Source organism: Marinomonas sp. HM11-D (assembly GCF_057626615.1).
Genome location: NZ_JBMMKT010000002.1, coordinates 196,695 through 210,276 on the forward strand (window position 1 = coordinate 196,695; position 13,582 = coordinate 210,276).

Here is a 13,582-nt window from a genome sequence, read left to right on the forward strand (position 1 = left end):
CTTACACTCCAAAACCGATTGGCAAGGGAAGATCCAAGCCAAAGTTAAACAAGCTAAAAATCACAATTGAGCCGATAGATGACACCAGTGCGGCTGTTTTTATCGGGGCTCCTAAGCGCCAAGACATAAAACTCACACAAATAATGGTGGCTAAGATAAAGCCTACGGGCTCTATTAAAATGGTGTACAGAAATAGGGTGACAATCACACCACAGATTTCGATGAAAGATCGACCAATGGGCCATTTAGTCTCAGCCGAAGGTTTGATCATATAAAGCAGACTACAAATCCCTAAAATGACTGCTAAAATGTAAGGAAAGGTTGCTGGGCCAATGGCCTCAGAGCCGCCGTATGGTTCAGGGATGTGCATAGCTCCCCAGCCGTACGCGACGGCTAGGGAGAACATGACACCACCAAAAATGGTTTTGTCGATTTGCATAATTAGAAGCCTAGTTCCTTAGATAACTCAGCAATGTCTTTTTCTTGCTTACGGATCATTTGCTCAAACGCTTCACCCGAATAATGGAACGGCATCAGACCGTTGCTCGCCATCACAGCTTTCCACTCAGGGCTGTCATACATCTTGTTTAAAGAATCGATCCAGTATTGCTTTGCTTCTGGAGAGATTTTTGCTGGCATATAGAAACCGCGCCAGTTAGGGCCGATTGCATCAATACCTTGCTCTTTCGCTGTTGGAATGTGTGAGAATTGTTCTCCAGGTAAGCGCTGATCAGATAGCACCGCTAACACACGTAGATGACCTGACTCCATAAAACCTTTCGCTTCCGACACATCACCAGTGAAGGCATCAACGTGACCGCCCACCACTTGCGTCACCGCATCACCACCGTTGTTAAACGATAGGTAGCCAATGTGTTTCAAGTCTTCGACACCTGCGGCTTTAGCCGTGATCAGCATTTTCAAATGATCCCAGCCACCTGTTGCGCTGGCACCGGCGAATTTTACTGATTTAGCATCCGCTTTCATGGCATCCATTAGCTGGTTTAGGTTTTGGTATTTAGAATCTTTTGCTACGGCGATCACGCCATAGTCAGAGCCTAGGGTACCGATCCAAGTCACCATGTCGTCACTCAAACCTGGGTATTGGCCTTGTGCCAAACGCGTTGGCACGGCCGTCGATGCAGCGATCAAGAGGCCTTCCTCGCCTTCACGTTTACTCACCACGTGAGAAAAAGCCACGCCGCCGCCTGCACCAGGCATATTCACGGTTTGCACTGGGTTTTTACTGATACCTAACTCATGCATCACTTTACCGCCGATACGGCAGGTAAAATCCCAACCACCACCTGGGCTTGATGGGGCGATACAGGAAACTTTGCTTGGTGTCTCATAAGCGCTGGCTGACAAACTGAATAGTGACACAGCTGCGGTAGCAATTAAGGTACGTGTTAGTTTCATTGTGTTGTCCTTATTTTTATCAATGACCTAAGAAGACCCTGCGCTAGCGCAGGATCTCAAAAATAGATCGGATTTCACCGATCTGGTGAGTCAGGAACTCATCAAGTTGAGGGCCTGAAATATTGAAAGGGGAAAGGGCATTTTTCTTCATAATGTCTTTCCAGTAGTCACTTTCGTAGACGGTATTTAGGTTGTTGATCCAGTACTGACGCTCGTCTTCTGAGATGCCAGTAGGCATGTAGAATCCACGCCAGTTAGGGGCAACCACGTTAATTCCTTGTTCTTTGGCAGTTTTAAGATCAGCGTAAGGGGCTGGTAAGCGCTTTTCAGCCAGCACCGCTAATACTTTTAAGTCACCACTTTCTAAGAAGCTGGTAACTTCTGACATGTCACCCACTACAATGTCCAAGTGACCGCCCAATATCTGCGTGATGGCTGTCGCGCCATTATTGAAGTCTAAGTAAGTCAGCTTTTTAAGGTTATCCACGGACACGCCGCCGCTGTTCATCACTTGCAAAAGGTTTAATTGATCCCAGCCCAGCATGCCGCTGCCACCTGCGAATTTGACCGAATGCGGATCCTGCTTAACACTTTCCACTACTTCGTTGATCGTGTTGTATTGGTAGTCACTGCGTGCGGCAATCACGGCGTAGTCAGCCCCCAGTGTGCCGATCCAAGTCACCATGGATTCATCCATGCCAGGGTATTGATTTTGTGCCAAGCGCGTTGCGTTGGAGGATGATGCCGCTACAATCAAGCCTGCATCACCATTACGTTTACTCACCACGTGAGCAAAGGCTACACCGCCCGCAGCACCAGTCATATTGACCGTTTGCATGCCCTTATCGATCAAACCTTCTTGACGCAGTGCGGATGCGAACTGACGACAAGTAAAGTCCCAACCGCCGCCAGGATCGGCCGGTGCGATACATTCCAGTTTGCCTTTAGGCTGTTCTGGTGCGGCTATCGTAGTAACTGCGCCAGTAGCAAGCAGGGCGGATAGGGTAAAGCTGAGTACTTTTTTCATTTTTATTGTTCCTCATGAGTGATCTAACGCTAGTATTTGAAAACAACGCACACAGGGCTTGGTGTGCGGAGCGTATGAACACGCTCCGCAGTGTTTTCATTTATTTTGAAACTCGTGATGGTGTCGCTGTCTTCATTGGCGACGTGTAAATACCCCATAAAGGTGTCAACATCGATAAAACGCGGAGTTTTCCCTTCGGTGGCGATGCTATAAGCAAAGTTTGGCAATCCTTGCGCGTCCAGATTAAAGACGGACACCGAGTCTTCACCACGATTGGAGACAAATAACTGAGTGCCAGTGCTGTTAATCGTTATCCCAGCAGCTCGGTTAAAATCAGTGAAGCAGGATTTCACCGTCGTGATACATTGCAGCGGTGACAATTCACCGTTTTCCCGAATGGCGAAAGTTGTCAAGCTGGAGTCGAGCTCATTAACGCAATAAGCAATCTCCAACTTTGGATGGAAGGTCATGTGTCGTGGACCTGAGCCTTCTCTCATCGGTGTTTTATGGACATCTTCAGTAACGAACTGGCCTTCGTTTACAGCAAACGACAGCACCAAATCGGTCCCTTTATCCGGCACATAAAAACGGCCATTACGATGTAATGGATTCGCATGTGGTTTTGGAAACAATTGTTCTAAACGATGAGGCCCAGGCTTATCGGTTATCTCAAAGATATCCGTACGCTCTGTTAAAGCCCCTGTCTGCCCATCAACGCCAATCAAAGCGACAGAGCTCGAAATATGGTTTGACACCATGATATGTCGCTCATCTGCATCAAAGGCTAGGTGTACAGGATTGGCCCCACCGGTGCTCACCTGATTAATAAGGCTTAATGAACCGTAAAAAGGATCGATAGCAAAGGCAGAGATCTCACTGCGATCCCCATGGATACAGTACAAACGATCTTGACGTGTGTTGAGCAACAGGTAGGAAGGGTTTTCTAACGGCTCAAATGAACTGGCTTTGGTCCAATTCTTAAAGTCGTCAGATACCTTCCATACTTGTATGCCTGTGCCACGTGCATTGCGTCGTTTAGTTGTACGGCAGCCAACATATGCAAACATACTTAAGCCTCAAGTTTCTTACGTAGCATGCAAGGTAAAATGCCTTGGTGTTCCAAGTATTCAAGTTCTTGCTTCGAATCGATAAAGATCGACACGGTGAAACTCTCTAGGCCTTCTGCTTCAACGGTGAGTTGGTTGAAACCAACATTTAATGCTTGTTCAGAGGTGACGCTGACCAACTCAGTACCGTTTAGAGACACTTGTTCGTAAGCGTGAACATCGTCTACCACCAGAGGCAGTACACCCATACCAATGAGATTGCTGCGGTGAATACGTTCAAAGCTGATCGCGACGACGGCTTTTACACCCAGCAGTGCTTGTGATTTCGCTGCCCAGTCTCGGCTTGAACCAGAGCCAAAGTTACGTCCCGCAAAAATCATTAACGGTTGGTTTTTGGCAATATGCGTCTGAGCACCTTGGTAAACTGAGTGGTAAAGCTCACCATCTGCACCAAGCACGGCCAATTTACCTTGTGCAACGCGTTGCTTATTCACCAATTTCGGGTTGATAAAGGCACCGCGTAGCATCACTTCGTGGTTACTACGACGGGTTGAAAACTGGTTTAGCTTGCTTGGGTCTTCACCACGGCTGATTAGGTATTCACCCGCTAAGCTGTTCTTTGGAATACTGCTGGCTGGGGAAATATGGTCGGTGGTGATGTTGTCACCCAAATGCATCAGCACCTTGGCTTTCTCTAGTTTGCTGACGCCAGGTTTTTGTGCCGGTACTGACTGTAGGTATTGCGGACGACGTAAGTAATTCGATTCTTCTTTCCAAGGGAACAACACCGACTCTTTGGCACTCAGTGCTTGCCAGCGATGATCGCCGTTCCAAAGAGAGGCTAACTCTTGCTGATAGTCATCGGTTGCCATGCACTCATTAAGTACCTGTTCCACCTCTTGATCCGTCGGCATCAAATCCATCAGTGCAAACGCCTGACCCGCTTGATCAAGGTAAGCAGCATCCGTTAACGAGGCTTTCACATTACCCGCCAAGGCAAAGGCGATAGTCATCACTGGTGACATTAAGTAAGCGTTGGAAATGCGTGGGTTGACGCGGCCTTGAAAGTTTCGGTTACCTGACAATACACCGACGCAATCGACGCCCTGTGAAATCAGGGTATCTACTTCCGGTAATACATCACCTGAGTTACCGATACAGGTCATACAGCCAAAGCCGGTAATATTAAAGCCAAGTTGATCTAAGTCTTGTTGCAATCCGGTACGATCTAGGTAGCGACGAGCCACTTTAGAAGCAGGGGAGAACGACGTTTTGACCCACGCTTTTGGTAGTAAACCTTTAGTAACCGCATTGCGTGCAAACAGACCTGCTTGAATTAATTCACGTGGGTTACCCGCGTTGGTACAGCTGGTGATGGCCGCGATAGCGACCAAACCATGGTCAATTTCTTGGTCATCTTGGAAGCAAGTGTTGATACGGTTTGCATCGCGTTCGACAGCAACAGGTTCAGGTTGCACCGCATCACGGTAGCTCGTCGCTAGTTGGCTTAGCGCTAAATGCTCATGAGGTAGGTGAGGGCCAGCAACAGATGGCTCTACTTTACTTAAATCCAATGCAAGGGTTTCATCGTAGCGGATCGTTTCTGTGTTTTCATGCCACAGTTTTTGATCTTGGTAGTAGTGTTTGGCCAAATCACAGTCAGCCGAGTCACGACCACTTTGTTCAAAGAAAGACAAGGCTTCGTTATCGATAGGGAAGTACACCACCGTGGCGCCGTACTCAGGTGCCATATTGGAAATGGTCGCACGAGCCGCCCAATCCAGTGCTGCCACACCTTCACCGTGGAATTCGATGAACTTGCCGACCACGCCATGGCTGCGGAACATTTGTGCCAAAGTCAGGGCGACATCCATCGCTGTTACGCCAGGTTTCGTTGCACCTGTTAGATGAACACCCACCACTTTTGGCAATGACAAGGTTATGGGTTCACCCAATAGGGCTGCTTGACCTTCGATACCACCGACCCCCCAAGCCAATACACCCACACCGTTAATCATTGGCGTATGGCTGTCCGTTGCGACCATGTTGTCAGGGTGAACAAATGTGCCTTGCTCAGTTTTGGTAGTCAGTATTGGTTTGGCCAAAAATTCGATATTAACCTGATGGATAATGCCTGTGCCTGGTGGTACCACTTTGAAGTTATCTAAGCTTTCTTGTGCCCACTTGATGAACTCATAGCGCTCGCGATTCTTGCTGTAATCGCTATCAAGGTTTTTATCCAGCGCATCGTCACTACCATAAGCTTCGACGATCACTGAATGGTCGATTACTAAGACGGCTTCGATGGCAGGGTTGATTTGCTTAGGATCGCCACCCAATTCACTTAGCATATTACGCATGCCCGCAAAGTCTGCTAATGCAGGCAGACAAGTCGTGTCGTGGAACATTAAGCGGTTAGGGTAGTACATGGCTTCGGCATCGCTGGATGCGCCACGTAAGTAATCTAGAAAACCTGCCAGAGCGTGTGGCGCTTTACGAGCCATGTTCTCAACAAGGATGCGCAAGCTGAATGGCAGTGCGTTTAAGGTCTCTTGACCTAAAATCGCTTCAAGATCGTAGATTAAATAAGATTGATCTTGATGGTTAAATTCGCGAATGGGTGATTGCATAACTGGCCCTATAAAACGGATGCTTATCGTTATTTAGAACCAGTATAAAAATGCCTTACGTTCGTGAAAATTGTTAATTTGCGCAATCATCTTTCTCGAATGGAGAAGGGTCGTGAGGTGAGCTTTTGTATTTGGGTTCCGGTTTCGGTTAAGGTAAATAGTGAAGCAAGCTCCTCTGCTTTGGCGCAGAAGGGTTATCGTGAGCTTCAGAGGTATTGAACACTATTCGAATAACAAGGAGCCAGTATGACTACTCAAACGGGACAGGATTTTGTACGTGATGTCTACCCAAACTTATCTGAGGTGGAACGTATCAGAGTAGACTTAGCGGCTGCTTACCACCTCATCGAGCACTTTCAGATGAGTGACAGTATTTACACGCACATTTCCGCACGAGTACCAGGCGATCAAGAGCATTTTCTGATTAATCCCTACGGCACTCGATTCGACGAGGTCAAAGCCAGTGAGCTGGTGACCATTGACCTTGAAGGCACCATCATTGATGACCCATGCGATATGGGTGCGAACCCAGCAGGTTTTACCATTCACTCGGCTATTCACGGGGCGCGTCATGATGTGAAATGCGCTCTGCATACTCATACCGTCGCTGGGGTGGCTTTTTCGTCGATGCAATCTGAGATTCTGCCGCTTAATCAATGGGCGCTGCAATTCTACAAAGGGGTGTCGCGTCATAAATACGAGGGTATTGCGTTAAACCTTGAAGAGCGTGAACGCTTGGTGGCCGACCTAGGGCCTGAGAATAAAACCTTAATTTTGGATAATCATGGTTTGATGACCATGGGTGAGAGTGTCTGGGAAGCGTTTTCACTAATGTATAACTTAGAGCGTGTTTGCAAGGTGCAATTGGCGGTCTTAAGCAGTGGGCAGCCAATTATGCCCGTGGACGCTGAGACCAGCGAGTTGGTGTACAAGCAATACCTGCAATTTGATGAAATGAGTATCCGTGATGGTATACACGCGGAATGGATGGGTTACTTGCGCTTACTGGAAAAAGTCTCGCCGAGCTATCGCGACTAGTTCAGCTCTCATTTTGTTGCATTCTCTCGCCATGGCCAATGTGGTTTAATAGGCCAAAGAAATTAGTCTGAGGTTGGTTATGGCGAAGTTTGTTTTCTCAAAAACATTGAAATTAGTGTCTGTGGCGTTGCTTGCGTCTTCAACGTTAGCAGTGAATGCTGCCGAGCGTGAGGCAGATGATTGTACCGCGCGACTTGAGAAGTACTTAACCACGCTGCGCGAAAATGTGGCATCGGACTACATTGCACCGCGTCAGAAAGAAGCCTCGCAAAAGCTACTGGATAAAGCGGCGCGTTTGAAAGCAAATACGGAATACCATTACACCGACTGTGCGGTGTTTGATAAGTTGTTATTCTGATCGCATCTTAACGTTCAAAAATAAAAAAGCTGGCTCTAGGCCAGCTTTTTCACTTTTGGACTTGGTTGCGGGTGTTTTAGTACACCATGCGCAATTGTTTGGCTTTCTCGTGATTGTTGTGCGTCCAATCTGAAATCGGTGACGGCTTACCAAAGTAATAGCCCTGCAACGTATCACAGCCTAGTCCGATCAACAGGCTTGCCTGCTCACGTGTCTCAATCCCTTCCGCGATTACGCTCATATTTAAAGACTTCGCTAACTGCACAGTGGACTTAACAATGTCCAAGTGGCGCTTATCATTCGGTAACGGAGCCACAAAGCGACGGTCAATTTTTAGAATATTGGCTGGAATATCGATCAGCTGTCCAAGGGATGCTTGACCGGTACCAAAGTCATCAATGGCGATGGAATAACCGTATTGAGACAGGGCGCGCAGGCGTTTATGAATCAACGGATGGGTCATCACAGGGCTGGTTTCAGTAATCTCAAGCTCCAGCATTTCACTTAGCCAAGGGCGCTCAGAGGTCATCGACATCAGCAAGGCAAAGAACACATCGTTCATCAGCTCTTGGCCGGCAAGGTTAAACGCAATCGGAGTCTTGATGCTTTCTGCATGCCATTCTTCTAACACTGCAACCAGCTGTTTCAATAGGTTCTCTGCCAGCTTAGGCAGTAATCCTAACTCTTCGGCGAGCTTGATAAAGACGATTGGTGAGACAAAGGATCCGTCCTCTAACTGCCAACGGGACAGGGCTTCAAAGGAACGAATATCGCCAGTGGAAATCACTTGAGGCTGTAGCCAAAGTTGGATTTGCTTGTTCTTAATGGCTTCACCAAGCGCCAGACCTAACTTGTGCTCTTGAATCAGCTTGGCTTCCAGCTGTTGATCAAAGAAAGCAATACGCTCTGTGGAAGTGGAGTACTCCAATGCCATTTCACAGCGTTCTAACAGTTCTTCCGCGGTTTCCCCTTCATTTTGGTAGTAGGCCACACCGATTTGATAGTCGAGGTTCAGTACATCATCACCAATGCGGATTTGATCTGGTAGTACTGATTTGATCAAGGTACGCAGGTTTCGTTGGATTAAATAGGTCTGACCGACCGGCATGAAACAGGCAAATTTCACCCCGCGTAAGCGTCCAGAAATGGTCTTGTCAGATAAGCGTGACTGCAGGGTGCGAGAAAAATTAAGAATCACGCGGTTGGCTTGCTCGCGCCCGTATTGCTTGTTCAATAGCTTGAACTGACTGATACGAATGATAAACATGGCGCCTGTGTAGTAATCGGAGACATTACGGATGCGGTGATTCACTTGATTGCAGAACTTTTGTTGGTTCGGTAAACGAGTTAAAGCATCAAAATGGGCTAGCTGCGAGTTGGTTTGCTGAGTGGTTTCCAGCTCTTCGGTTAAGGCGCGCAGATGGGTGATGTCTTGTAGGTGCAGTACATAGTGACCGTGGGTGGTCAGGGTTGAGCGATGTACTTCTAAGGAGTTCTGAGTATTGGATTTCAGCACACACTCTGACACATTGCTTTGCCAGAAAAAGCGATTGGAAGAGTCTGAGATAGAAGCAATCCAGTCGTTGATCTTGGAACCCTCGATGGTTTCTGGGTTTACGCCTGGGAACAGATCTAACGCTTTTTGATTGAGTTTAATAATGATGCCACGCTTGTCACATAGCAGGGTTGGCGTACCTGTGTGCTCAAAGATTTCTTCATATAAATCTGAGTGATGGTTCAGACTCTGAGCTAACTCTTTTAAACGATTGATGCTGCGTTGCAGTGTTTTGATCAAGCGTGATACGGCCAAGGGTAAGGCAAAATTTAGCAGCATGAAGACCATCAACTGGGCATATAAACTGCTAAATGAAGCGTTTTCACTGGAGCCAATCGGCAAATTCTCAGAGAAGTGTAGATCCATCGCCAGCGTTGCTGTATTAGCAAAAGCAAATAGCAAAGAAATTCTAAAGCTGTAAAACAAACGCGCTAATAGGGGCAGGGAATACAGCAAGATAACGCCAAACTCAATGCCACTGAGGTGCTCTGAAAAGCTGATAAAAAGCACTCCGGACGCTGCGATTGCAGCAATGAACACGAACGATGATTGCTTGTTAAAACGTTTTGAGGTGCCAAACAAAAGCAACAGGACGAGAGAGCAGGTGGCGCCGATCGCACTCAACAAGTAAGCGGTATCTGTGCCATCTAAACGAAGGATACTGTGTAAAGTAAACGCTGAGGTAACGAGTAAACTTGCACCCAATAGAATTCGTAGCGCGCTAATACGGAAGCTTTGTGGGTTTCCGGATTCGTGCTCAGCGTCATCGATTACAAAAAACTGCTTTAAAAAGTTTAATAACATCAAACTACTACAATCAGATTATTGGTCGCTATAACAGCACGAAATGTGCAAGCTAACCAATTAACATTACCGAAAAAAACTGCTTCTGACCATCCTGAGTATGATGCAATTTGTTAAAAATTATATATTTAGGTTAATTCGCCTCAAATGATTGTCCCAATGCAGATCAGCGAGTTGGTTTATCTGAGCTATTTGATGCGTACGAGGCAAGGAAATCAACTGCTTACCTGTGCCGCTAGTCAAGACAAATTCATTTTTCTCATTTGTTGCGACTAATCCACACACATCGCGACAATTATCGACGCCTAAAAAGGTTTTTGACGGCACATCCCAGTAGGCAACAAAACCACCGCGTGGGGTACTGATCGCCAGCGTTTCGCCGCTTGCATCAAAGCAAACACTGCCACAATACTGTTTGAAACGAGTGCGAACCTGCTCTGGCATTTCAAGGTAGTCAAGGGTATCCGAGTCGATAGACGCTAAGGCAACCAATGGAACGTTTTCCCATAATTCACCTTGGTATTGAAAACCCAGCGCCACCACACCTTGGCTATTCACATCGAGGTGTCGGATGCTGAGTTTATGTAGCGATTGCTCATGTTGGGCTTGGTTGAGCACAGTACCGTCTTTTAATGACAGAAATGTTACATTCGGGCTCATGCTATCTAAGTTCATGATTTCGCGATCATTATCGGGGTGAGTTCGTAAACCACCGTTGGCAATGACCAGCACGTCCTGACCCATTAATACCGACTCATGAGGTCCAATACCGCCACTGCTGTATTCGTTCAACACGTCACCTTGAGGCCAAGCGCGAATGACGATCTTACCGGCACCCGTTGGGAAGTGGTTTTCTTGCGTAATCAGACGCTTGCCATCTTGGCTAAACACTGCATGGCCGTAAAAATGATGCTCGGCCAGTGGTTCAATGCGCTGAATGGCTTCACCGGTCAAGGGATTGAAAAAATCCATATAAAAACCAGGGCGACGTGCCACCGCACCGACCACCGAATGTGTCGGATGCACTACCGGAGCATGCGCACGATCTGGTAACGGCATGGACCACAGTAGATGACCATTGCTGCCAAAGGCTCCCATATAGTGATCGGTTTTACTCTTGGAAAAGGCCGAAAAAAACAGCTCGCCTTGGGCTGCAATAGGCACTGCCGACGCCCAAGTGGGAATCGACATGGCCGCTAAAGACGAAGCCAAAAATGCGCGACGGCTTAGCAACATAGATTAATCCCCATCACGGCTGTTAAAGCCTATTTGGAAACCTAATTTGGTCACCAAATTGCTTAGTTTGGTTTGGCTATTTGAAATAGAGCGAACCAGTGGTTTGGCCATCTCGATGCGTTCGGCTTGAGTGTATTCTCCAGTGAAGTAGTCGCTTGGTAATTGCGTAGCTGCTTTAACGTTTTCCTCTAGAGCGGTCTCCAAAGCTTTGGCCAATTCAGATTGCTCTGCCATGGCTGTATCAAACAATGAGGGTTGCCCCATGTGGTACAAACTACGGTAGGCTTTTAAATTGGTCACGATGGCAGGCAAGCTTTGCTCACTGCGGTAGAACTCCGCCAATTTTAAGTTTGGCTGATCTTTGTAACCGATCGGCGTTTCAAGCTTGGAATCCTTGACCACTGACATGTGCTCAATCCATTGCTGCATTAGCTGCTCAACTACCAAATGTTCGGGCGTCGCTGTGGCGCCTTCTTCAGGGAAGATCCAGTCGGTGGCTTTGCTCTGTTGCCATTGTGTTAACACATCATGAGTGGTGGTAGCGTGATGGCGGCTGATGGCTTCCAACACTTCACAATCGCTGCTTTTGCTCACCACATTGAAATCACCGTGATACAGCAAGGATTCAATCGCAGTCATACCACGCACGGCAATACTGGCTGAAGTCCAGAATTTTGGCGCAGTCATAGAACTTGGATCAGAACTCAATGAGCGCAGTTGACGTTGCGTCACGCCTTTTTTGTCTGGCCAGTATTCGTAAGCGTAGTAACGCATAAAGTAGGTCACTGGGCCGAAATTCAGCCACTGCACCTGTTGCCAATCGCGGATGTTGTCGCTGAAAGCTTGTTTGGCCGAGTCTAAGTTTGCGCTGTTTGGCGCTGCGCAAAGGGCTGCGGTGGCTTGCGCTAACTTGTCGGCGCTAGCGCTGAAGCTCTCATACTTTGGCACAATGTACTGTGATTGAATTTGCCCAAGGGTGTTATCCCATTGATCGGCAAATGCAGAGCTTCCTGCCATCAGAACTACCGAGGCAGCAAACATATTTTTAGTCATTAGCATTAGAGAGACTCCAAAAATCTTACGAATAGGGTACGTTGTTTGGCGTTAAGTGATTTGTAGGCATCTTTGCTGGCTTGGGCTTCACCCCCATGCCATAAGATGGCCTCTTCAATGGTGCGTGCGCGACCATCGTGTAGAAAACCATTGCGACCAGAAACGGATTCTGACAAGCCAATTCCCCAAAGCGGTGCCGTACGCCATTCGCTTGGGGATGCGTAATACACAGGGAACCCGCTGGCAAGCCCAGGCCCCATATCGTGCAGAAGCATATCAGTAAAAGGGTAGAAATCTCTATTACTGAGCACGCTAAATTGCGACGGCCCGGTGCTGAGCTTTGGGCGATGACAGCTACCACAGGCTAACTCATCAAAGGTTTGCTTGGCTTTTAGAAACCAAGGCTCATTCAAGTTACGCATAGCGGGCGGCATGCTTAACGCCACATACTGGTCGAGTAAAGCGATTTGTTCTTTGCTGACTTCCAGATTATCCAAATGAGCGCTATTACCATTTGGTGCACGCATACAGTCCACCTGAGCCGGGCGGCAGTCCCCACTTGGATAAGGGAACAGTTCAGTGGATAAACCTAAGTCACCATTAAAGGCAGATTGATTCTGTTCATTCAGGCTTGCGACACTGGCTTTATGGCCAAAGCGGCCTAATCGTTTACCCTGATCGTCCTCGATCCAGTTGGCCTTGCCAGTGATTCCATTTTGATCCGTGTCGTCTGGGTCGGCGTATTCGAGAATAATGGATTCAGGTACTAGATCTAATAAGCCCATGCCGACCAAAGGCGGTGACACACGCATGGAAATACCAGTGTCCGGTGACAAAGCACCATAGTTTAAATGATCCCATTCAAGCACTGGTTTACGTAAGCTGACTTGATAACCATCCGGGAAGGTTTCGATCACTTCGTGCCAATGGACTCTGTAATCACCTTCTGGGCTTACATTGGTAGAGCTTAAGGGCTGAAATTGACGACCGTAAACCACATCCCCTAAGAGGGTTTTATGATTTTGCGCTGATGTCTGACCAAAGCGGATAAAAAAGGAAGGCACTTCACTGCCAAGCTGATCTGACCGAGGAGCATGTCCACGTCCGCTATTCACATGACAGCTATGGCAAGAACGGGCATTAAATAAAGGCCCAAGACCGTCACTGGCTGTAGTAGAAGAAGGAGAGGGTACCCAAAAACGCTCGAAAATACTTTCGCCCAAATAAAACGCCTGTTTGTCTTCAGGAGAAAGCGTAGGAAATGGTTGGTTGTAGGCGCGACTGTCGGCAAACGTATAAACGCTAAAACTGCTGAATACAGTGAGGCTGAAGGAGAGTAACAAGCGGGTCATCATGGCTAACCTAAAACGACAAAAGGGGTGAACGAGTCACCCC

The 13,582-nt window shown here is 47.6% G+C and carries 11 protein-coding genes; 2 read left to right on the forward strand and 9 right to left on the reverse strand.

The window, feature by feature from the left end; all coding sequences use genetic code 11:
- Nucleotide 1: 1 nt before the first annotated feature.
- From ACOSVP_RS03340 to acnA, 5 genes are read right to left on the reverse strand one after another with little or no spacing between them, the layout of a single operon-like run.
- Nucleotides 2-439, reverse strand: a complete 438-nt coding sequence (locus tag ACOSVP_RS03340) for a tripartite tricarboxylate transporter TctB family protein (RefSeq protein WP_487346070.1) — start codon at nucleotides 437-439, stop codon at nucleotides 2-4.
- 2 nt (nucleotides 440-441) lie between these two features.
- Entirely contained in the window at nucleotides 442-1,419 is a 978-nt protein-coding gene (locus ACOSVP_RS03345) for a Bug family tripartite tricarboxylate transporter substrate binding protein (RefSeq protein ID WP_487346071.1), read from the reverse strand.
- Between the two features lie 43 nt (nucleotides 1,420-1,462).
- Nucleotides 1,463-2,446 (reverse strand): Bug family tripartite tricarboxylate transporter substrate binding protein, encoded by a 984-nt coding sequence (locus tag ACOSVP_RS03350; protein ID WP_487346072.1) that lies wholly within the window; start codon nucleotides 2,444-2,446, stop codon nucleotides 1,463-1,465.
- A 29-nt stretch (nucleotides 2,447-2,475) separates the two neighbouring features.
- Nucleotides 2,476-3,513: a lactonase family protein gene (locus tag ACOSVP_RS03355; RefSeq protein ID WP_487346073.1), complete on the reverse strand. Its 1,038-nt coding sequence runs from the start codon at nucleotides 3,511-3,513 to the stop codon at nucleotides 2,476-2,478.
- A 2-nt stretch (nucleotides 3,514-3,515) separates the two neighbouring features.
- Nucleotides 3,516-6,143, reverse strand: coding sequence for an aconitate hydratase AcnA (acnA, locus tag ACOSVP_RS03360; protein ID WP_487346074.1), 2,628 nt, complete (start codon nucleotides 6,141-6,143; stop codon nucleotides 3,516-3,518).
- A 246-nt stretch (nucleotides 6,144-6,389) separates the two neighbouring features.
- On the opposite strand from acnA, the gene ACOSVP_RS03365 reads away from it, so the two are divergent.
- Both ACOSVP_RS03365 and ACOSVP_RS03370 read left to right on the forward strand, forming a co-directional pair.
- Nucleotides 6,390-7,181: a class II aldolase/adducin family protein gene (locus tag ACOSVP_RS03365; protein WP_487346075.1), complete on the forward strand. Its 792-nt coding sequence runs from the start codon at nucleotides 6,390-6,392 to the stop codon at nucleotides 7,179-7,181.
- 79 nt (nucleotides 7,182-7,260) lie between these two features.
- Nucleotides 7,261-7,539: a hypothetical protein gene (locus ACOSVP_RS03370; RefSeq protein WP_487346076.1), complete on the forward strand. Its 279-nt coding sequence runs from the start codon at nucleotides 7,261-7,263 to the stop codon at nucleotides 7,537-7,539.
- Between the two features lie 76 nt (nucleotides 7,540-7,615).
- Here ACOSVP_RS03370 and ACOSVP_RS03375 read toward each other — a convergent pair whose 3' ends face one another.
- The 4 genes from ACOSVP_RS03375 to ACOSVP_RS03390 form a co-directional block, all read right to left on the reverse strand.
- Entirely contained in the window at nucleotides 7,616-9,898 is a 2,283-nt protein-coding gene (locus ACOSVP_RS03375; protein WP_487346077.1) for an EAL domain-containing protein, read from the reverse strand.
- 120 nt (nucleotides 9,899-10,018) lie between these two features.
- Nucleotides 10,019-11,134: a DUF1513 domain-containing protein gene (locus tag ACOSVP_RS03380; protein WP_487346078.1), complete on the reverse strand. Its 1,116-nt coding sequence runs from the start codon at nucleotides 11,132-11,134 to the stop codon at nucleotides 10,019-10,021.
- A 3-nt stretch (nucleotides 11,135-11,137) separates the two neighbouring features.
- On the reverse strand, nucleotides 11,138-12,193 hold the full coding sequence (locus ACOSVP_RS03385; RefSeq protein ID WP_487346079.1) for an imelysin family protein: 1,056 nt from the start codon (nucleotides 12,191-12,193) through the stop codon (nucleotides 11,138-11,140).
- Nucleotides 12,193-13,542: a di-heme oxidoreductase family protein gene (locus ACOSVP_RS03390; protein WP_487346080.1), complete on the reverse strand. Its 1,350-nt coding sequence runs from the start codon at nucleotides 13,540-13,542 to the stop codon at nucleotides 12,193-12,195. The genes ACOSVP_RS03385 and ACOSVP_RS03390 overlap by 1 nt, the downstream gene beginning before the upstream one ends.
- Nucleotides 13,543-13,582: the final 40 nt, after the last annotated feature.

What these genes read in the sequence shown, in the direction of transcription:
- ACOSVP_RS03350 (WP_487346072.1), bottom strand. Translation starts at nt 2,446, where the DNA reads ATGAAAAAAGTACTCAGCTTTACCCTATCCGCCCTGCTTGCTACTGGC.
- ACOSVP_RS03375 (WP_487346077.1), bottom strand. Translation starts at nt 9,898, where the DNA reads ATGTTATTAAACTTTTTAAAGCAGTTTTTTGTAATCGATGACGCTGAG.
- ACOSVP_RS03340 (WP_487346070.1), bottom strand. Translation starts at nt 439, where the DNA reads ATGCAAATCGACAAAACCATTTTTGGTGGTGTCATGTTCTCCCTAGCC.
- ACOSVP_RS03390 (WP_487346080.1), bottom strand. Translation starts at nt 13,542, where the DNA reads ATGATGACCCGCTTGTTACTCTCCTTCAGCCTCACTGTATTCAGCAGT.
- ACOSVP_RS03370 (WP_487346076.1), top strand. Translation starts at nt 7,261, where the DNA reads ATGGCGAAGTTTGTTTTCTCAAAAACATTGAAATTAGTGTCTGTGGCG.
- acnA (WP_487346074.1), bottom strand. Translation starts at nt 6,143, where the DNA reads ATGCAATCACCCATTCGCGAATTTAACCATCAAGATCAATCTTATTTA.
- ACOSVP_RS03385 (WP_487346079.1), bottom strand. Translation starts at nt 12,193, where the DNA reads ATGCTAATGACTAAAAATATGTTTGCTGCCTCGGTAGTTCTGATGGCA.
- ACOSVP_RS03380 (WP_487346078.1), bottom strand. Translation starts at nt 11,134, where the DNA reads ATGTTGCTAAGCCGTCGCGCATTTTTGGCTTCGTCTTTAGCGGCCATG.
- ACOSVP_RS03365 (WP_487346075.1), top strand. Translation starts at nt 6,390, where the DNA reads ATGACTACTCAAACGGGACAGGATTTTGTACGTGATGTCTACCCAAAC.
- ACOSVP_RS03345 (WP_487346071.1), bottom strand. Translation starts at nt 1,419, where the DNA reads ATGAAACTAACACGTACCTTAATTGCTACCGCAGCTGTGTCACTATTC.
- ACOSVP_RS03355 (WP_487346073.1), bottom strand. Translation starts at nt 3,513, where the DNA reads ATGTTTGCATATGTTGGCTGCCGTACAACTAAACGACGCAATGCACGT.